Source organism: Corallococcus sp. RDP092CA (genome assembly GCF_041903675.1).
Lineage (GTDB): Bacteria > Myxococcota > Myxococcia > Myxococcales > Myxococcaceae > Corallococcus.
In genome coordinates this window covers 168,951-186,308 of record NZ_JAYESI010000016.1, presented here as the reverse complement: position 1 = coordinate 186,308, position 17,358 = coordinate 168,951, and the positions used below count along the sequence as shown (strand labels likewise).

At 71.6% G+C, this 17,358-nt stretch carries 20 protein-coding genes and 1 pseudogene; 10 read left to right on the top strand and 11 right to left on the bottom strand.

The features are described 5' to 3' along the window. Positions 1 to 109 (top strand): annotated as a pseudogene (locus U8525_RS19105) (IS5/IS1182 family transposase); the annotation flags it as partial. A 34-nt stretch (positions 110 to 143) separates the two neighbouring features. Continuing rightward, on the top strand, positions 144 to 944 hold the full coding sequence (locus tag U8525_RS19100) for a hypothetical protein (RefSeq protein WP_374267687.1): 801 nt from the start codon (positions 144 to 146) through the stop codon (positions 942 to 944). On the opposite strand, the gene pdxA is transcribed toward U8525_RS19100, so the two are convergent. The 4 genes from pdxA to U8525_RS19080 form a co-directional block, all read right to left on the bottom strand. Continuing rightward, positions 865 to 1,917 (bottom strand): 4-hydroxythreonine-4-phosphate dehydrogenase PdxA, encoded by a 1,053-nt coding sequence (gene pdxA, locus U8525_RS19095; RefSeq protein WP_374267686.1) that lies wholly within the window; start codon positions 1,915 to 1,917, stop codon positions 865 to 867. The genes U8525_RS19100 and pdxA overlap by 80 nt on opposite strands. Then, complete coding sequence (locus U8525_RS19090) at positions 1,914 to 2,885, bottom strand: peptidylprolyl isomerase (RefSeq protein WP_374267685.1); 972 nt, start codon at positions 2,883 to 2,885, stop codon at positions 1,914 to 1,916. The genes pdxA and U8525_RS19090 overlap by 4 nt, the downstream gene beginning before the upstream one ends. Positions 2,886 to 2,946: 61 nt before the next feature. Beyond that, positions 2,947 to 3,957 carry a peptidyl-prolyl cis-trans isomerase gene (locus tag U8525_RS19085; RefSeq protein WP_374267684.1) on the bottom strand — a complete coding sequence of 337 codons (1,011 nt, stop codon included), beginning with the start codon at positions 3,955 to 3,957 and terminating at the stop codon, positions 2,947 to 2,949. Positions 3,958 to 4,137: 180 nt separating this feature from the next. After that, a complete protein-coding gene (locus tag U8525_RS19080) occupies positions 4,138 to 5,157 on the bottom strand; it encodes an alpha/beta hydrolase (protein ID WP_374267683.1) in 1,020 nt (339 codons plus the stop codon). A 181-nt stretch (positions 5,158 to 5,338) separates the two neighbouring features. Here U8525_RS19080 and U8525_RS19075 point away from each other — a divergent pair, with 181 nt between their 5' ends. The 3 genes from U8525_RS19075 (at position 5,339) to U8525_RS19065 (ending at position 6,520) form a co-directional block, all read left to right on the top strand. Next, entirely contained in the window at positions 5,339 to 5,620 is a 282-nt protein-coding gene (locus U8525_RS19075; RefSeq protein ID WP_374267682.1) for a CBS domain-containing protein, read from the top strand. A 69-nt stretch (positions 5,621 to 5,689) separates the two neighbouring features. Then, on the top strand, positions 5,690 to 5,929 hold the full coding sequence (locus tag U8525_RS19070) for a GIY-YIG nuclease family protein (RefSeq protein ID WP_374267693.1): 240 nt from the start codon (positions 5,690 to 5,692) through the stop codon (positions 5,927 to 5,929). 189 nt (positions 5,930 to 6,118) lie between these two features. Next, complete coding sequence (locus tag U8525_RS19065; protein ID WP_374267681.1) at positions 6,119 to 6,520, top strand: hypothetical protein; 402 nt, start codon at positions 6,119 to 6,121, stop codon at positions 6,518 to 6,520. A 3-nt stretch (positions 6,521 to 6,523) separates the two neighbouring features. Here U8525_RS19065 and U8525_RS19060 read toward each other — a convergent pair whose 3' ends face one another. Next, positions 6,524 to 6,823, bottom strand: coding sequence for a hypothetical protein (locus U8525_RS19060; RefSeq protein WP_374267692.1), 300 nt, complete (start codon positions 6,821 to 6,823; stop codon positions 6,524 to 6,526). 98 nt (positions 6,824 to 6,921) lie between these two features. On the opposite strand from U8525_RS19060, the gene U8525_RS19055 reads away from it, so the two are divergent. Together U8525_RS19055 and U8525_RS19050 are read left to right on the top strand one after the other, a co-directional pair. Next, a complete protein-coding gene (locus U8525_RS19055) occupies positions 6,922 to 7,203 on the top strand; it encodes a hypothetical protein (RefSeq protein ID WP_374267680.1) in 282 nt (93 codons plus the stop codon). A gap of 10 nt (positions 7,204 to 7,213) precedes the next feature. Then, positions 7,214 to 7,699 (top strand): hypothetical protein, encoded by a 486-nt coding sequence (locus U8525_RS19050; protein ID WP_374267679.1) that lies wholly within the window; start codon positions 7,214 to 7,216, stop codon positions 7,697 to 7,699. A 14-nt stretch (positions 7,700 to 7,713) separates the two neighbouring features. Here U8525_RS19050 and U8525_RS19045 read toward each other — a convergent pair whose 3' ends face one another. After that, a complete protein-coding gene (locus U8525_RS19045; protein ID WP_374267678.1) occupies positions 7,714 to 8,406 on the bottom strand; it encodes a radical SAM protein in 693 nt (230 codons plus the stop codon). Between the two features lie 49 nt (positions 8,407 to 8,455). Beyond that, on the bottom strand, positions 8,456 to 9,286 hold the full coding sequence (nudC, locus tag U8525_RS19040; protein WP_374267677.1) for an NAD(+) diphosphatase: 831 nt from the start codon (positions 9,284 to 9,286) through the stop codon (positions 8,456 to 8,458). Between the two features lie 91 nt (positions 9,287 to 9,377). On the opposite strand from nudC, the gene U8525_RS19035 reads away from it, so the two are divergent. Further along, positions 9,378 to 9,602, top strand: coding sequence for a hypothetical protein (locus tag U8525_RS19035; protein ID WP_374267676.1), 225 nt, complete (start codon positions 9,378 to 9,380; stop codon positions 9,600 to 9,602). A 30-nt stretch (positions 9,603 to 9,632) separates the two neighbouring features. Here U8525_RS19035 and U8525_RS19030 read toward each other — a convergent pair whose 3' ends face one another. Continuing rightward, positions 9,633 to 10,088 (bottom strand): FKBP-type peptidyl-prolyl cis-trans isomerase, encoded by a 456-nt coding sequence (locus tag U8525_RS19030; protein ID WP_374267675.1) that lies wholly within the window; start codon positions 10,086 to 10,088, stop codon positions 9,633 to 9,635. Between the two features lie 133 nt (positions 10,089 to 10,221). On the opposite strand from U8525_RS19030, the gene U8525_RS19025 reads away from it, so the two are divergent. Then, the gene (locus U8525_RS19025; RefSeq protein WP_374267674.1) at positions 10,222 to 11,433 is read left to right on the top strand and encodes an MFS transporter; all 1,212 of its coding nucleotides are present in this window, start codon (positions 10,222 to 10,224) and stop codon (positions 11,431 to 11,433) included. On the opposite strand, the gene U8525_RS19020 is transcribed toward U8525_RS19025, so the two are convergent. From U8525_RS19020 to U8525_RS19010, 3 genes are all read right to left on the bottom strand, one after another. Further along, positions 11,430 to 11,867: a GNAT family N-acetyltransferase gene (locus U8525_RS19020; protein WP_374267673.1), complete on the bottom strand. Its 438-nt coding sequence runs from the start codon at positions 11,865 to 11,867 to the stop codon at positions 11,430 to 11,432. The genes U8525_RS19025 and U8525_RS19020 overlap by 4 nt on opposite strands. A 14-nt stretch (positions 11,868 to 11,881) precedes the next feature. Next, positions 11,882 to 14,746 (bottom strand): TonB-dependent receptor domain-containing protein, encoded by a 2,865-nt coding sequence (locus tag U8525_RS19015; RefSeq protein ID WP_374267672.1) that lies wholly within the window; start codon positions 14,744 to 14,746, stop codon positions 11,882 to 11,884. 85 nt (positions 14,747 to 14,831) lie between these two features. Continuing rightward, positions 14,832 to 15,275 carry an HIT family protein gene (locus U8525_RS19010; RefSeq protein ID WP_374267671.1) on the bottom strand — a complete coding sequence of 148 codons (444 nt, stop codon included), beginning with the start codon at positions 15,273 to 15,275 and terminating at the stop codon, positions 14,832 to 14,834. A 151-nt stretch (positions 15,276 to 15,426) separates the two neighbouring features. Between U8525_RS19010 and U8525_RS19005 the strand changes: the two genes are divergently transcribed. Then, the gene (locus tag U8525_RS19005; protein ID WP_374267670.1) at positions 15,427 to 17,121 is read left to right on the top strand and encodes a carboxypeptidase-like regulatory domain-containing protein; all 1,695 of its coding nucleotides are present in this window, start codon (positions 15,427 to 15,429) and stop codon (positions 17,119 to 17,121) included. The last annotated feature ends 237 nt before the right edge of the window (positions 17,122 to 17,358 follow it).

The following is a 17,358-nucleotide window of genomic DNA, read 5'->3' as shown; positions in this document are numbered from 1 at the left end:
TCTCTTCAATCGCTTGAAGCAGAACCGGCGGGTGGCGACGCGCTACGAGAAGCGCGCCGCCAACTACCTCGCGATGGTCCAAATCGCCTCCATCCGCCTCTGGCTCTGATTTGCGGACACGCCCTAGCCCGCCCACCCGTCGGGTGCCTCCCGTCACCTGGGACTCCTCCAGGAGGCGGGCTTCGTCCAGGTCCGCCCCGAGGGCACGAAGCGGCTGTACTCGCTTCGCCCGGAGCCCGTTCAGCAGCTCGAACGAGCGCACCCATCCCGCGACGCTCGATGAGGTCTGGGCGCTGTGGACGACGAAGGACGGCTTCGAGTCCTGGTGGGGCCCGGCGGGCTTCTCCGTGAAGGTGCGCGAGCTCGACGCGCGCCCGGAAGGCCTGCTGCGCCACGACATGAACGCCACCGCGCCGGAGGTGGTTGAAGGCATGAAGAAGCTGGGCCTGCCCCTCTCCAGCCCCGGCAGCCCCACGGACACGGAGCTGACGCCGAAGTGGCGGCTCGCGTACCGGCACGCGGTGGACTTCATCGCACAGCAAGGAGTGGACGGAGCGGGCGTCCATGGGAATGGAGAGCCCGCTCAACAAGCTCACCCGGCGCTTCCAGCGCTAGACTGCGGCATGGCCGCGCGGGAGGACCCAGACCCCATCGAGCTGCACCTGTGTCACCGTTGCCTGATGCGGCTGCCGGTGGAGGCGGGCGGGGTGGATCTGCCGCGCCGCGTGCGCGAGGCCCTCAAGGCCCACGGCCTGGCGGGCCGGGCGCAGCTCATCCCCGCGTCCTGCCTGGGGCACTGCCCCACGGGGAAGGTCACCGTGCTCATCGTCCCGGACGCCACCGCGCGGGGCACGCACGCGAAGCTCATCGACCCGAAGGAGGACGGCGAGGACCTCGCGAGGCACCTGTCCGCCCGGCTCCCGCCGAGAGCCGGGCCGCCTTGAGCAGGGCCTCCACCATGGGCACGCAGCTCGCGGTCCCCGTGCCGGCAATCGCATAGGCGGTGCCGTGGTCCGGCGACGTGCGCGGCACCGGCAGGCCGAGCGTCACGTTCACCGTGCGCTCGAAGTCCAGCGCCTTGGCCGGGATGAGCCCCTGGTCGTGGTACATGGCCAGCACCACGTCGTACTTCGCGCCCACGGCGTCCGGCCGGGCGAACAGGCCGTCCGCGGGGATGGGCCCGTGCGCGTCCACCCGCTTCGCCCGCGCGAGGCGGATGGCGGGGCCAATCACCTCCACCTCCTCGCGCCCCAGCATCCCGCCCTCGCCCGCATGGGGGTTGAGCCCTAGCACGGCGATGCGCGGCGCGCGGCCCACCACCGGCCGCAGGCTGCGCGACAGCAGCTGGAGCTGCGCCACCAGCTTCTCCACCGTCAGCAGCCTCGGCAGGGCCGCGATGGGGACGTGGTTCGTCGCCAGCGCGATGCGCACGCGAGGCCCGTCCATCATCATCAACACGTCCACGCCGAACGCGTCCGCCAGCACCTCCGTGTGGCCCATGAACGGGATGCCGGCGCGCGAGATCTCCTCCTTGGACACGGGCGCGGTGCACAGCGCGTCCACCGCCCCCGCGCGCATCGCGTCGATGGCGGCGCGCACGTAGGCGTACTGCGCCTTGCCGCCCTCGCGCGTGGGCCTGCCCGGCACGCGGTGCTTCGCCGGGAGGCGCGTCACCTCCACCACCGCCGGCCCCTCCGCGCGGCCCAGGTCCTCCAGGGCGACGCGCGGGAAGCGGCGGAAGAGGGGGAAGCCGTCCAGCGTGGGCCCGTCGCCGAACACCACCGGCACCAGCGCGCGGCGCACCGCGGGCTTCGCCAGCGCCAGGGCCGTCACCTCCGGCCCGATGCCCGACACGTCCCCCAGCGAGATGCCCACGCGGGGCCGCGCGTCCGCGGTGGCCACCGGGCGCGGGCTCACATCTTCACTTCGACGTTGGCCTTGGAGCGCAGCTCTTGGACGTACTGGTCCAGGAACTTCTCCGTCTTCTCGTTGAGGAGCTTGGCCTCCAGCTTGGGCTTCATCTCCTCGAAGGAGGCCAGGGACACGTTGCGGCGCTCCTCCACCTTCAGGATGTGCCAGCCGAAGTTGGTGCGGATGGGCTCGCTGACCTCACCCTCCTTGAGGTTGAAGGCGGCCTTCTCGAAGGCGGGCACCATCACGCCGCGCTTGAAGTAGCCCAGGTCGCCGCCGTCCGACGCGCTGGGGCCCTCGCTGCGGGCGCGCGCCAGGGCCGCGAAGTCCATGCCCGGCCGGCGGGCCTCCTGCGCGATGCCCTCCGCCTTCTGCTTCGCGGCGGCCACCTGCTCCGGCGTGGCCTTGGCGTCCACCTGCACCAGGATGTGGCGGGCGTGCACCTCCACGTCCTCGCTCTCCAGGCGCGTGTACTGCGTGTACGCGGCCTTCAGGTCCTCCTCGGTGACCTTCACCTTGGGGCCCACCTTCATGCGCAGCAGCTTGTCGCGCACCACGCGCTTGCGGAGCATGTCCTTGTAGCTGGCGAGCGTGAAGCCCTCGTTCTTGAGCAGCTGCTCGAACTGGCTCAAGTCGCTGACGTTGTTCTGCTTGAGCACGTCCTGCACCAGCTCATCCACCTCCGCCTCGGTGGTGGTGATGCCCAGCTGCTGGACCTCCGTCTCCATCAGCTTCTCGCCGATGAGCGTGTCCAGCGCGGTCTTCATCAGCTGCGCGCGGGCCTCGGCGCGCTTGTGCGGGTCGATCTCGGAGTTGACGCGCTGGAGCTCCGGCGCGGCGCGCTGCTGCACCTCCGACAGCGGGATGATGTCGCGGTTCACCACCGCCGCCACCTTGTCCACCAGCTCCGCGCGGGCGGACGTGCCCCCCGTGAGGAGCATCACCGCCGCCAGGAACGCCACCAGGTTCTTCATCGCAACGACCCTCTTGGACCAAACGCCGGGAGCCCAACCGCCCGGCCCCCGGAAAAATCCTTCACTTCACCGCCGCCTGCGGCGCCGGGCGCCCGCGGATGGCCTGGAGCGTGGCCTCGTTCACCACCACCTGGGCCTTGTCGCGCAGGTCCTTCTCGAACGCCTCCTGCGCCTCCGCCCGCTTGGCCTCCAGGAGGCGCGCCTCCACCTTCGCGCGCACCTCCGCCAGCTCCCGCTTCCTCGCCGGCCTGCGCTCCAGCACCTTGAACAGGTGGTAGCCGTACTCCGTGGACACCACGTCCGAAACCTGCCCCACCCCCAGCTTGAATACCACCTCGTCGAAGGCCGGCGGCATCTGTCCCCGGGGGAAGAAGCCCAGGTCGCCCCCCACCTTGGCGTCCGCGCTGAGCGAGTAGCGCCGCGCGAGGTCGGAGAACTTCTTGCCCGCCTTCAGCTGCGCCTGGAGCTTGCGCGCCTCGTCCAGGCCCTTCACCACCATCTGCGCCGCGTGGACCTCCTCCGGCTCCTTGAAGTCCGCCTCGTGCGCCGCGTAGTACGCGCGCAGCTCCTCCTCCGTCACCGCCACGCGCGAGTAGACGTGGTTCGTGAAGAGCTTCTCGATGGTGAGCCGGCTCGCCTCCCGCGCGCGCAGCTCCGCCATGGACAGCTGCCCCTGGGCGAGCACCTCGTTGAAGTTGCCCGCCGGGTAGTCCCCGGACAGCCGCAGCACGCCCCGGTCCACCTCCTCGGGCGTCACGGCGATGTTGTTCTGCTTCGCGGCCTGGAGGAGCAGCAGCCGCTTCACCAGCGTGTCCACGAGCGCCCGCTTGAAGGGCTCCACCTCCTCCGGCGTGGGCTCCGGCCCCTCCGTGGTGGCCAGCTCCCGCGCCAGCTCCTGCTCGAAGTCCGCCCGGCTGAGCGACTCGCCGTTCACGGTGGCCACCACTGCGGGGTCCGGCCCCTCCTTGGCTTGCGGCCGGCAGCCCGTCAGCCCGAGGCCGCCGAGCGCGAGCCCCAGGGTGACGACGACGGACCATGAATGGAGGGAGGCGCGGAAGGAGACGGGACGCATGCGCGGGGGCCTCGGGGGAGGGGACAGGGGACCCTCCACGGTGGTGCCGGGCCGCCGGGCTTTCAAGCGGGACGTCACGGCCGGGATGGGAAGCGAACGGATGGGCCCATGGAGCGGTCTCCCGGGTAGCACGCCGCGCGGGCCCGGACAACCGGCGCTCCCGGCGGGCCCCGGCCCCGGTCAGACGGGGGTGGCGTGGGTGGCCAGGAAGGCCTCCACCTGGGGGAAGATCTCGTCCGGCGCCTGCCGGCCCAGGATGAGGTCCGCGTGGCCGTAGTCCGCCGCGAAGCCGTGGCCCCGGCCCGCGACCAGCATCTTCACCGGGCCGCCCAGGTGCTCCTTGGCCCGGGCCACCGCCAGGGGCGGCGCGAGCAGGTCCCGGCTGCCGGCGAGCAGCAGGAAGGGGATCCGCACCCCGGCGAGCGGCTCGCGGTAGTCGAAGCTGCCGTCGTGGTTGGTGAACTGGCTGGTGGTGATCCACCGGGCGAACTGCCTCCCCACGCCCCCGGCCACGTCCGCGGGCACGTTGGCGAGCGCCCAGCGCACCACCTGCGGATCCATGTTGTCCGCCAGCATCATGTACCGGGTGAGCGGCCCCGGCGGCGCCCCGAAGAAGGCGATGCTGGTGACGCGCCGGGTGGGGATGACCTTGAGCTTGAGCAGGGGCTCCATCTTCTGCACGAACTGCTTCAGGCCCGGCTGCACCGCGAAGGTGAAGGGAGCGCCCAGGGACACGGCCGCCTTCACCGGCGCCTGGGGGTTCCGGGCCAGGTGGGCGTAGAGCATCAGCCCGCCCTTGGAGTGCCCCACCCAGAGCGCCTGCCGGGCCCCGGTGGACAGCACGGTGCGCAAGGCCGTCCTCACGTCGTGCTCGGCCTGGTCGTCGAAGTTCCAGTCCGTGCAGGCGCCGGCGAGCCCCCGGCCGCGCAGCTCGATGACCCAGGTCTCGAACCCCGCCCGCGCCAGGTAGCGCGCCAGGCTGTACTGCTCGTTGAAGTCCATGTGGAAGCGGTTGGCTCCCAGCCCATGGCACAGGAGGACGGGCTCCGCGAACCGGCGCTCCCCCCGCGGGTGGTAGCGCCCCAGCGCGATCGCCGCGCCGTCGTCCGTGGGCACCCGGTACAGCTCGTCCGGCTTGAAGGAGAGGGTCAAGAGGCCCTCCTTGCTCCGCTCCACCGCCTTGGTGAAGAGGTCCGCCATCCGGCTCAACCGGGGTGCCGTCGCCTGTCGTGGTGTCACGCCTTCAGTCTACGCCCGACGCGCGGCCGTTGCCGGGGTGTCGCACACGAACCTTTCCAGGACGGCAGGGCAGTTGCAGGGAAGGTGTGCCCATCGCGGGGAGGTCGTGGAAATGGGGCAGGGCCGGGGTTTCAGGGAAGCATTGTCGTCCTTCATCGCCACAGTTTTTCCCACAGACACGCTGCTGGGCGCCTTGAAGGTGATGGAGCGGTACCACGTGCAGGTGGTGGGGGTGGTGGGGGCGGGAGGCAGCCTGGTGGGGGTGGTGCATGAGCAGCAGGTGCTGGCGGGGTGGCGGACGGATCCGCTGGCGCAGGTGTCGGACGTCATGGCGCGCGTGCGCAAGACGCACGCGGTCCGTCAGCGGACGCGGCGGCTGGCGCGCCTGCGCGGCGGGCGTGGGGGCGAGCAGAAGCCCCCCTGAAGGGCGCGGTGCTGGCGGTAGAGTGGGGGCGTCGTGTCGGAAGCCCCTCCCATCGCCTGGACCGTGTACATGCTGCGCTGCCGGGACGGCACGCTCTACACGGGCGCCACCAACAACCTGGAGCGTCGCCTGGCCACGCACGGCCGCGGCAAGGGCGCCGCGTACACGCGCGCCCGGCTGCCGGTGACGCTGGTGTGGAGCGAGCCCGCCCCGGACCGGAGCGCCGCCCTGCGCCGCGAGGCCGCCATCAAGCGGCTCCCGCGCGCGGACAAGCTGCGGCTGCTCATGCCGCGTCCGGGACGGCGTTGACGCACGCCCCGCCGGCTTGTTGGTGGAGCGGGTTCACTTCACGGCGGTGGGATGCGCGCCTCGCGACAGTTGACGCGGGGCGCGTGAGGGTTTCATCGCCTGTTGATGAAACGGCCGGGGCCGCCGGGCGGGTGTACGGGGCGTTGGGGGCCGAATTAGGCTGTAGCCGTTCCTAGCAGGGGGAGTTTCATGTCGCGTTCGCGCTCGTTCATGTTCGTCTTGCTCGCGTTGGGGCTGGGAAGCGCCGGGTGTGGTGCCCCCAACCACCAGCCCGTCATCACCGCCGGGCCGCGCCCGTTGGGATCGCCGTCCACGCCGGGCGGGCTCCAGTTCGAGGAGGGCACCGTCATCCAGCTCCAGTTGGAGGTGACGGACGCGGACAACGACGAGATCTACTTCCGCTGGACCCAGAACCCCTCGAACTCGGGCGGCGTCTTCAGCGACCCCAGCATCGCCATGCCCACCTGGACGGCGCCGAAGCCGCTGGATGATCCCCACCAGCCCATCTACCTCTACGTGGAGGTGGAGGACCGCAACGGCGGCGTGCTGCTGGGCCAGTCGCCGCCGCTCTTCATCGTGCCGAAGCAGTAGCGCTCAGGCGGCGGTGGCCTCGGGCGGCGTCGGGCCCGGCCCCTGCTTCGCGCGGCTCCGGGCGCGCAGGGCGAAGATGATGGCGCCCACCAGGCCCACGCCCGCGCCAATGGCCGCGCCCATCAGCTGCGAGCGCATCAGCGACGACGTCACGCTGCGCACCACCTCCGGCAGGTTGCACATGGTCTGCGTGGCGAGCGGCGTGCTGTTGTTCCACTCGATGTAGGAGGGCGCCGCCAGCGACGCGACGAAGGTGCCCAGCAGCGTGCCGGCCAGGATGAAGATGAGGAACGTCTTGAGCATGGCCACGGTGGGGACCTCCTTGGCGGGTGGGCGGCGGGCCGTCCTTAGTATGAGCACGCCCGCCGCGAAAGGGGTGAAGGCGTGCTAAGGGGGCGGGTGTGCCGCTCCTGCCACTCGCCATCCTGTTCGGGGTCGTCTCGCTCGTGTGCGCGGCCCTCCTCCTGACGCACGCCTTCCGCCGCAGCGTGGGCACCGGGGTGATGGTGCTGCTCATCCCCTGCTACATGCTCGTGTACGCGTTCAGCCAGTTCGAGCACCCGCGCAAGAACCTCATCGTCGCGGGCTTCGTGGCCAGCACCCTGCTGGCGGCGGTGTTCCTGGGCATGGGCGCGCACGGCATCGCGGCGGCGGTCGCCCGCACGCCGCCCCCCGGCTTCTAGCCCCCGGCGCATGCGTGGATCCGCCGCCAGCCCCACGGGCGCCCGCTGTGGCCAGCATCCGGACGTGGCCGCGGTGGCCCTCTGCGCGCGCTGCGGCGGCTACCTGTGCGGCGCGTGCACGGAGGTGCTGGAGGAGACGGCGTACTGCGCGCCCTGCGCCGAGCGCCGCTGGCGGGACACGCGCCCCTCGCGCGCGGTGCGGGTGGCGCTGGGGGCCAACGTCCTGGGGTTCCTGCTCCTCGGCGCGCCCGTGGTGCTGCTGTCGTGGTCGGCCCGCGGGAGGCTGGGCGGGGTCCAGGAGACGCTGCTGGCGCTGGCGTGCACGCTGGCGGCGGCGGTGGCGGGGACGGTCATCTCCACGCGCAAGCTGCGGCGCCGCGAGGAGGTGGGCGACCGGCGCCTCGCGCTCGTGCTGCGCGTCCTGTCCGCGCTGAACCTGCTGGGGCTGGTGGCGTACGGTGCGCTCACCGCCTTCGCGCTGTCCCCGAGCGGTTGAGGTCAGGGGCCGCGTCAGACGCCGCGCTCGTTGGGGTCCCAGAGGTACTTGTGCATCTGGAGCTGGAAGCGCACCGGCAGCCGGTCCTCGATGATCCACTCCGCCAACTGGCGCGGGTGGAGCCTGTCGAAGATGGTGGAGAACAGGACGCCGTAGGGCTTCTGTCCCAGGCGGTGCTCGCGCACGAGCGCGCGCGCCCACTCGTAGTCCTCGCGTGAGCCGATGACGATCTTCAGCTCGTCGTTGGCGTTCATGGACGTGAGGTTGCGGTAGTCGTTGCGGTCGCACTCGCCGGAGGACGGCGTCTTCATGTCCACGATCTTGTGGACGGCCGGGGGCACGAGCCGCACGTCGATGGCGCCGCTCGTCTCCAGCAGCACCTTGAGGCCCGCGTCCAGCAGCGACTCCATCAGCGGATACACGCCGGGCTGGAGCAGGGGCTCGCCGCCGGTCACCTCCACGGTGGGCGTGTTCCAGGCCAGCGCCTTCTCGACGATCTCCGGAATCTTCATCCGGCTGCCGCCGTGGAAGGCGAACTCGCTGTCGCAGTACGTGCAGCGCAGGTGGCAGCCGGTGAGGCGGATGAAGCCGCACAGCAGGCCGGCGTGGGACGACTCGCCCTGGAGGGAGAGGTAGAGTTCCTTCACCACGACGGAGTCGGCGGTGGGGACGCGGCGGGGCTCGATGTGCGGGCGTGCGGCAGGCATGGCGTGCGGTGCGAAGGGGCGCATCAAGCGCACCCTTGGGGGGAGGGGGTCAAGCCCGGCGGGCCTTCACCCGGTCGATGAAGGTGTCGATGAGGTGGCGCGCGATGCTCAGGCGGGGCGGGATGCGCGGCAGGTCGTCCACGCCGAACCAGCGCGCCTCGGCGATCTCCTTGCCGTCCACGGTGATGTCGCCGCCCGCGTACTCGGCCATGAAGCCCACCATCAGCGAGCGGCCGAACGGCCACGGCTGGCTGCCGAAGTAGGTGACGTCCTCCAGGTCCACGCCCACCTCCTCCTTCACCTCGCGCCGCACGGTCTCCTCCAGCGACTCGCCGGGGTCCACGAAGCCGGCCACGGTGCTGAAGAAGGGCTCCGGGAAGGACGCGTTGCGCGCGAGCAGCATCTCGTCGCCCCGGGTGATGAGGACGATGACCGCCGGCGAGATGCGCGGGTAGAACGGCGTGTGGTCCACCGGGCAGCGGCGCGCGCGCTCCCCCGGCACGAGCTGCGTGGCCGCGCCGCACTTGCCGCAGAAGCGGTGGTTCAGGTCCCACTCGACGATGGAGAGCGCGCGGCCCGCCACGGCGAACGTCGCCTCGTCCACCTGCTTGTAGAGCGAGCGCGCGGGCACGAACTTCATCCCCTCCGGCGGCGTGAACCCCCCGGGCACGGGCGAGGCGTAGCAGTCCGTCTCACCCAGCACGCCCAGGAAGTGGGCGCCGGCCGCCGTCTCCGCCAGGGCCGAGCAGCGGGGCAGGTCGAGGCGGCCCTCGCGCTCGGACACGAGCAGGTCCATGCCGCGCGCGGCGAAGAGGAGCGCGGAGTCACGCGAGCGTGCGGGCGGGTCGTACCCGGGCTGGAAGCGTTGGAGGGGGCTCACGGGGCCACCTTAACGGACGGCGCGGCGGGGCGCCGCGCGCTATGCTCCGGCCGCCCGCCACCGGGCACCGCCCGCCTGGGAGCCCTCGACCGTGAACGCCCTCGTCCTGCGCATCGTGTGCGGCCTGCTCTTCGCCGGGATGGTGCTGGGCGTGGTGACCCATCCCCCCCAGGACCTCACGCAGGGGCTGGGCATGATGCTGCCCGCGACGATGCTGCTGGGCGTGGCGCTGAAGGGGCCGAAGGGGCGCTCCTCGATCCCGAAGAAGCGCTCGCCGCCAGCGCCGCCCGTGTCCGGCGGAACGCCCGGCGTCTGAAGGCGACGCCGGGGCCCTTCGCGGCCGGCGTCAGTAGACGTTCATCAGCTCCACGTCGAAGACGAGCACGGCGTCGCCGGGGATGACGGGCGCGGAGCCGCGCGAGCCGTAGCCCAGGTCGGAAGGGATGACGAGCTTGCGCTTGCCGCCCGCGCGCATGCCGACGAGCCCCTCGTCCCAGCCGTCGATGACCTGGCCCGCGCCCACCGAGAAGGTGAAGGCCTCGCCGCGAGCGCGGCTGTTGTCGAACATGGAGCCATCCGTCAGCCAGCCCGCGTAGTGCACCTGCACGCGGCTGCCCTTGACGGCCTCCTTGCCGGTGCCCACGACCAGGTCCTGCGTGTAGAGCCCGGACTCGCTCTTGTTCATCGCGGCCAGGTCCACGCCCAGGGACTCGGCGTAGGTCACCTTCGCGGGGTCACCGGAGGAGGAGTCGCCACAGCCGGCCAGGGCCAGCACCGCGCACAGCAGAAGGGAACGAAGCATGGCCCGCAGCCTGCCGCGCGCGAGCCCCGTGGGGAAGGGGGGCGCACACGGCCTGCCCGCCCGGAAGGTGGCGGCCCGCGCACGTCCTGCTTGAAGCGCGTCGAGGTGGGGCTTATCCGTTGCGCCGCCCGCCATGCAGACGCCTTCCGATTCCGCGCCTTCCGCTTCGATCCGCCCCTCGCTCGTCTGGTTGATGGCGGTGGCCGGGGCCGTCACCGTCGCGAACCTCTATTACAACCAGCCCCTGCTGGGAGACATCGGCCGGACGCTGGGTGCGGACGGAGGCGCACTGGGGCTGGTGCCCACGCTGACGCAGGTGGGCTACGCGGTGGGCATGCTGTTCCTGGTGCCGCTGGGGGACAGCCTGGAGCGCCGCAACGTCATCCTCGTGCTGTGTGGCTGCGTGGGCGTGGCGCTGGTGGCGGCGGGGCTCGCCCCCAGCCTGGACGTGATGGTGGCGGCGAGCTTCGCCATCGGCGTCACCACGGTGGTGCCGCAGCTGCTCATCCCCTTCGCGGCGCAGCTGGCGGCGCCCTCGGAGCGCGGGCGCGTGGTGGGCACGGTGATGAGCGGGCTGCTCATCGGCATCCTCCTGTCGCGCACGGCGGCGGGCTTCGTGGGCACGCACCTGGGCTGGCGCACCATGTTCTTCGTGGCCGCGGGCCTGATGGGGGTGATGGGCGTCGTGCTGCGCTTCACGCTGCCCGCGCAGCCGCCGCTGGCCGCCATGCCCTACCCGCAGCTGATGCGGTCGCTCATCCACCTGGCCCGCACGGAGCCGGTGCTGCGGCTGCACGCCCTGCTGGGCGGGCTGACCTTCGGCGCGTTCAGCGCCTTCTGGGCCACGCTGGCGCTCTACCTGCGCTCGCTGCCCGGGCACTACGACGCGCAGGTGGCGGGCCTCTTCGGCGTGGTGGGCGTGGCGGGCGCGGTCATCGCGCCGCTGGTGGGGCGCTTCGCCGACAGGGGCGTCGGGCGGCGCATCAACGCGCTGGCCATCGCCGTGCTGCTGGCGTCCTTCGGCGTGCTGTGGCTGCTGGGGCACTCGCTGTGGGGCATCGCGCTGGGCGTGGTGCTGCTGGACCTGGGCGCGCAGGCGAACCAGATCGCCAACCAGGCGCGGGTGTACTCGCTGCGGCCGGACGCCCGGAGCCGGCTCAACACCCTCTACATGGTGACGTACTTCGTGGGCGGCGCCGCGGGCGCGTGGGCGGGCATGGCGGCGTGGACGCGCGCGGGCTGGCCGGGCGTGTGCGCCGTGGGCGCGGCGATGTCGCTCGCCGCGCTGGTGGCGGTGCTCTGGGGGAGCCGCCGGCTGACCGCGGCCCACGCCCCCGCGACCTAGAGGTCGCGCCGCATGTTCCGGTGCGGAATGCCCACCTCTTCGTAGAGCTCGCCGTACGGCGCGTAGCCCAGGCGCTCGTAGAAGGGGACGACCGGGGCTCGCGCGTGCAGGTGCACGTGGCGGAAGCCGCGCCCGCGCAGCGCCTCTTCCAGCCTGCGCACCAGCTTCGCGCCCAGGCCCTGGCCCTGGAGTGACGGCCGCACCGCCATCTGGAAGAGCCGGCCGCCGTGCGCGTCCTCGGGGTGGAAGAGCACGCAGCCCTGCACGACGCCGTCCGCGTGGGCCACCAGGTGGAGGCTCGCGTCCTCGAACGGGAACTTCACGTCCTCGCGGGCATGCCCCAGGGGCTCGCGCAGCACGCGGAAGCGCAGCTCCAGCTCGCCCTCGTAGAGCGGATGGCGGGGGTCGATGAAGTCGAAGCGGAGGTCGGTCATGGCGCGGGAGTCTGTCAGAAGCTCCCGGTGAGCTGGAGGTTGAACGTGCGACCGTACTGCGGCACGGGGCCCGCGGACACGTCCTCGCTCACGACGAACGCGTAGCGCGTGTCGAGCAGGTTGTTCACGCCCGCGAAGTAGCGCAGCCGGCCGTAGTCGCCGGACACGCCGAAGCCCAGGAGCAGCGCCTCTCCGCTGTCCGCGCCCGCGATGCCGGGCACCCGGGCGCTCTGGTAGGTGGCCTGCGTGGCGATGCGCATGTCGCCGTTGCCCACGGGCAGGAGGAAGCGCCCGGAGGCCAGGTGCGCGGGCGCGGCCTCCACCACGTCCTGCGAGGCGTTGCGCAGCGTCACGTAGGAGTAGCTCAGGTCCACCAGCAGCCAGCGGCCCGGCTGCCAGTGCAGCCCGGCCTCCGCGCCCCACGCGAGCGTCTCGCCCGAGCTGTTCGCGTACACCAGGCACTGGGTGGGCGCGCTCGGGGTGCCACAGGCCGGCGTGGCCGCGGACTCGGTGGTGAGCGTGACGAGCCGGGAGATGCGGTTGTGGTAGCCGGCCACCGTCAGGCGCAGCTCGTGCGTCAGGTCGTGCGAGTGCTCCACCTCGAAGGTGGTGATGGTCTCCGGCTCCAGCCGCTCCGCGGGGCGCTGGGTGAGGAAGTTGTCCTGGTAGAATAGCTCGTAGACGTTGGGCGCGCGGAACGCGCGGCCGATGACGAGCTTGGTGAGGCCCTGCTCATACGGCCGGCCGATGACCGCGAGCCGGGGCGTGAGCGGCAGCGAGTCCAGGTCGGAGTACTTGTCCACGCGGAAGCCCAGGGACAGGCTCAGGCGCGGGTGCAGGCGCCACTCGTCCAGCGCGTACACGGACACGAGCGAGCGCGTGCGCGTGTCCAGCGGCGCGTCCACCGCGGGGCCCACGCTCTTCTGGTCCACGCGCAGCTGGGCCTGGCCCTCCACGCCCACCGTGAGGCGGTTGGCCTCGGACAGGACCGCCAGCAGGCGCCCCTCGGCGGTGAGCCAGTCCGCCGCGCCGGAGTCGGTGTTCGTCTCCGTGGTGTCGCCGCCGTAGTTCCAGTGGCCCTTGTAGCGGCTGAGGTCCAGCGCGCCCCGCAGGGACAGGACGAAGCGCTCGGACAGGGGGCGCTCGTACTTGGCCTCGGCGAAGCCGCGCACGTCCTGCACGCGCGTGCCCTGCGCGCCCACCACGGTGCCGTAGGGCGCGGTGGGCACGTCCTTGCTGCGCCCGTGCAGCTGGGCCACCAGGGACAGGTTGCCTACGCGCGCGCGCAGCGAGCCGGTGCCGGCCTGCTCGCCGTCCAGGCCGGTGACGATGGGGCCCGGCTCGCCCAGGCGGGTGGTGTCCGCGCCGTGGGACTTCATGCCCGCCAGGCTGAAGAGGATGGAGCGCTGGGGGTCCTCCCACGACGTGGTGGCGTGCACGAGCGTGGCGCCCAGCGCGCCCACGGCGCCGGTGACCTCCAGCCGCCGGTCCAGGCCCAGCGAGTCGCGCGGCACCACGTTGATGACGCCGAAGAACGCGCCCGTGCCGTACAGCGCGCTGCCCGGGCCGCGCACGACCTCGATGCGCTCCACCTCCTCCAGGTCCACGCTGAGGTCGTGCGCCGCGTAGCCCTGGCCGGCCCACACGTCGTTCATGGCGTGGCCGTCCCAGAGGATGAGGATGCGCGTGTTGAGGTCGCCCGGCGGCGAGAAGCCGCGCACGCCCAGGTAGGTGTACGTCCGGTCGTCGGTGAGGAAGAAGCCGCGCACGCCCGCCAGCGCCTCCGCCAGCGTGCGCCAGCCGAACGCGCGCAGCTCCTCCGGCGTGAGCACGGTGGTGGAGGCGGGGGCCTCGTCCACGGACAGCAGGCGCTTGGACGCGGCGCGCACGGGGGGCGGCTCGTAGCGCAGGGTGGCGTGGACCTTCACCTCCTGGTCGGGGACGACGGTGACCTTCTGGCGCACCGGGCGCACGTCGCGGCTCTCCACCTCCAGCACGTGCTCGCCCTCCGGGAGGGTGACGACGGTGGGGGTGAAGCCCGCGGGCCGGCCGTCCACGCGCACGGTGGCGCCGTCGTGGTTGGCGGTGACGACGACGCGCCCGCTGGGCGCCGCCTGGGCGCTCAGCGTGACGGCGAGCGGCAGGGTGCCCTCGGCGGGAACGTCGATGACGTACTGGCCGGGCGCGTGGCCGGGGGCGCGCACGTGCAGCACGCGCTGGCCCGGGGACAGGCGCAGCTTCGTGGGGATGCGGCCCAGCACGGGGCCGGTGGGGTTGTCACGCACCTCCGCGCCCTCGGGGGAGCCGGTGAGGTCCACCACGCCGGTGATGAGGGCCAGGTCCAGGTCCACCGGCACCTCCCTGCCCCGGACGAGGGTGACGGTGGCCTCGGTGGGGCGGTAGCCGGGCTTCTGGACCAGGACCTTGTGGCGGCCCGGAGCCAGCGCGAGCGTCTGCGGCGAGCGGCCCCGGCTGCCCAGGTCCGCGCGGTCGACGAAGACCTCCGCGCCCCGGGGGTTGGTGGTGACGCGCACCAGGGCGACCTTGGGGCGCAGCCGCTCCAGGGAGCGGGTCACCTCCGAGGCGTCCTCGGCCGGCAGGTCCTCGACGAGCAGGTCGTTGTAGTAGCGGTACGCCTCGTTGAACTTGCCCAGGGCCTCGAAGCAGCGCGCGATGTTGAAGAGGACGTTGCGGTTGGGGACCAGCCGGTAGCTGGTGAAGTACGAGCGCAGCGCCTCGGTGTAGTTGCCGTGCGAGTACGCGTCGTTGCCCAGCTCGAAGGCGATGTCCGCCTCGTCCGCCGTGTTGTCCGCGAACGCGGGACCGGCGGTGAGGAGCCAGAGGGACAGCAGCCAGGGACCCAGGGTGAACGCACGCATGAGGACGCCGTGCATTCTTCCCCCGATGCGGTGTCAGGTCCATGACACTGGAGCGCCCTGGCGGCCCGCGCACGCCTGGCGTGGGTCAGCGGGCGAGCGCCGCCGCCAGCCGCCGGGCCGCGACCTCCAGGGTTTCCGGCGAGAGGTGCTCCGCCGGGGCCGCGTCGAAGGCCCCCCGACCCCGGAGGTGGGCCGGGGTGTCCGCGAAGCGGGGCACGAGGTGCAGGTGGAAGTGGCGGAGCACGTCGCCAATGGCGAAGGCGTAGACGTGCTCGGCGCCGAGCACCGCGCGCTGGGCGCGCATCACCCGCGCCGCGAACGGGCCCAGCTCCCGCGAGGCCGTCGCGTCCAGGTCATACCAGCCGCGCACGTGCTGCTCGCTGGTGAGCACCACCCAGCCGGGCACGGGGCTGGGGGACGCCACCCCGTGGAGGACGAGCCCGGGGGCCCGCGCGAGCACGCCACCCGGTGGGTGGACCTCCCCGCGAACGAGGGCGCAGCCCAGGCAGGGGGCATTGACGTCTGACATGGCGAGTCATCCTGATTCGAGGCGTTTGGACACCCTTGGGTGGAAACCACCCCACCTTGACGGCGTGGGCTCGGGTCGAGGAGTGTCCGATTTCCGCCCTTTGGGTGCAGCTGGGGCGTGAAAATTCCGTCATAAATTCAAGGTGGGGACGATGAAGAAGCATGTGCTGATGGCCGTGTTGCCGCTGCTGGCTTGGGGGTGCGGCGACGCGACTGACGCGGACAACGATGGTGTCGCGGACGGTATCCGGGAGCCTAACAACGTGTCGGTGGTGGTGCCTTCCACGCCGAAGGGCACGGTGTCGGGTCAGGTGCTGACCACGACGCTGCAGCCGCTGGCGGACGTCACGGTGGCGATGACGATTGGCAGCCAGCCGACGGGCAAGTCCGCGACGACGGATCCGAGCGGCAACTTCGTGATGACGGACGTGCCGGCGGGCGCGCAGGTGCTGCTGACGTTCAGCAAGGCCGGCTACTCGACGCTGCGCGCGACCTCCACGGTGCCGTCGGCCGCGGGCACGGTGCCCATCAACAACGGCAACGCGAGCTTCGGTCCGGTGACGCTGACGCAGCTGAACAGCTCGCTGAGCGTGACCGTGGTGACGCCGCAGGGCCGCCCGGCGGTGGGCGCGAAGGGCGTGCTGGAGGTGGACCGGGCGGGCTCGGTCATCCTGAGCAACTACGACTCGGTCGCCTCCGTGGTGAGCAAGGTCTACGTGGAGGCCACGGCGGACTCCAACGGCATCCTGACCTTCACGGGGGTGCCCTCCGGCGTGGAGCTGGCGCGCCTGAACGGCACGTACAACCTGTGGATCGCGCCGATGGACTCCAACGGCGACGGCGTGGTGGACACGGGCGGCTACGTGAAGAGCTACTCGGGTGGCTCCATCGTGGGGACGCAGGCCACGACGCTGGCGCAGCTGGCGTACTCGAAGCCGACGGGCGCGGGGGCGCTGACCATCGAGGGTGGCAACGTGGCCAGCCTGAAGGGCATCGCGGAGGTGGATCCGCTCCGGAACCTGGTGCGCCCGGGCGAGCCCATCTACGTGTACTTCAACCAGCCGGTGCAGCCGGGCTCGCTGCTCGTGCGCCTGACGGACGAGTACGCGAAGGAGTCGCTGCCGGTGACGGCCTCGGTGAACGTCGGTGGCTACTCGGCGACCATCACCCCGGCCAGCGGCATCGTGCAGGAAGGCAAGGAGTACAACATCTTCGTGCGCGCGGTGGCCGCGGAGGGTGGCACGAACTACAGCCGCACCGGCTTCTTCTTCGGCGGTGACCAGGCCACTCCGAAGGCGATCTCCATCGTCGAGGCGCGGTACAAGGAAGAGAACACGGCCTCGCCCGAGAACATCCTCATCACCCCGGGTGAGCGCGTCTACATCAACTTCAACGCTCCCTTGCAGGGCCCCCTCGCCATCCAGTCCCAGGCGTATGTCTTCATTGATGCGGACATCACGGAGAATGGCGCCAACGCCACGGGCAAGAATGATGATCCGGGTGAGAAGGGGAACCCGTCCGGGATTGGATTCCTGCTTCTGGTGGATGAGCCCCTGGGGCCGTATGTGACGAACCTGACCAGCCCTGAGCAGGCGGTCTTCCCCATCCAGCCTTCGTCCTTCAGCAGCCGGTACTACTTCGTCTATTCGCCCAGCGCGCAGTTCATCCCGGGCGGCATTTCTGTTCCCCTGAAGTCGCTGAACCCGACGGGGCTGGGGCTCACCGTGGCGTTCTCCAAGCTGCAGGTTCGTAACAGCGAAACCTACGAGAGCATCTGGGGCCAACCGGTGACGGAGGACCTCTCCGTGACGACGGTTGTCCAGCAGCCGCTCCCCACGAGCAACTGACGCGCTTCCCGCCGGGAAGGGGCACGTTGCCAACTGCCTCCGTGAGCAAGGACTCACGGAGGCAGTTTCGTTTTCAGTGCAGGCCATCCATTGGATTGCGTGGGCCGTCTCACGTCTTGGACACCTGTCCAGAGGGACTGAAGGTGCGGATGGCCGCGGGAGAGCGCGATGCCAGAGGCTCAAGGGTGGCATGGGAGCCGCATCGGGCCATGCGCCTGCGCCCCCTCCTTCCTTGCA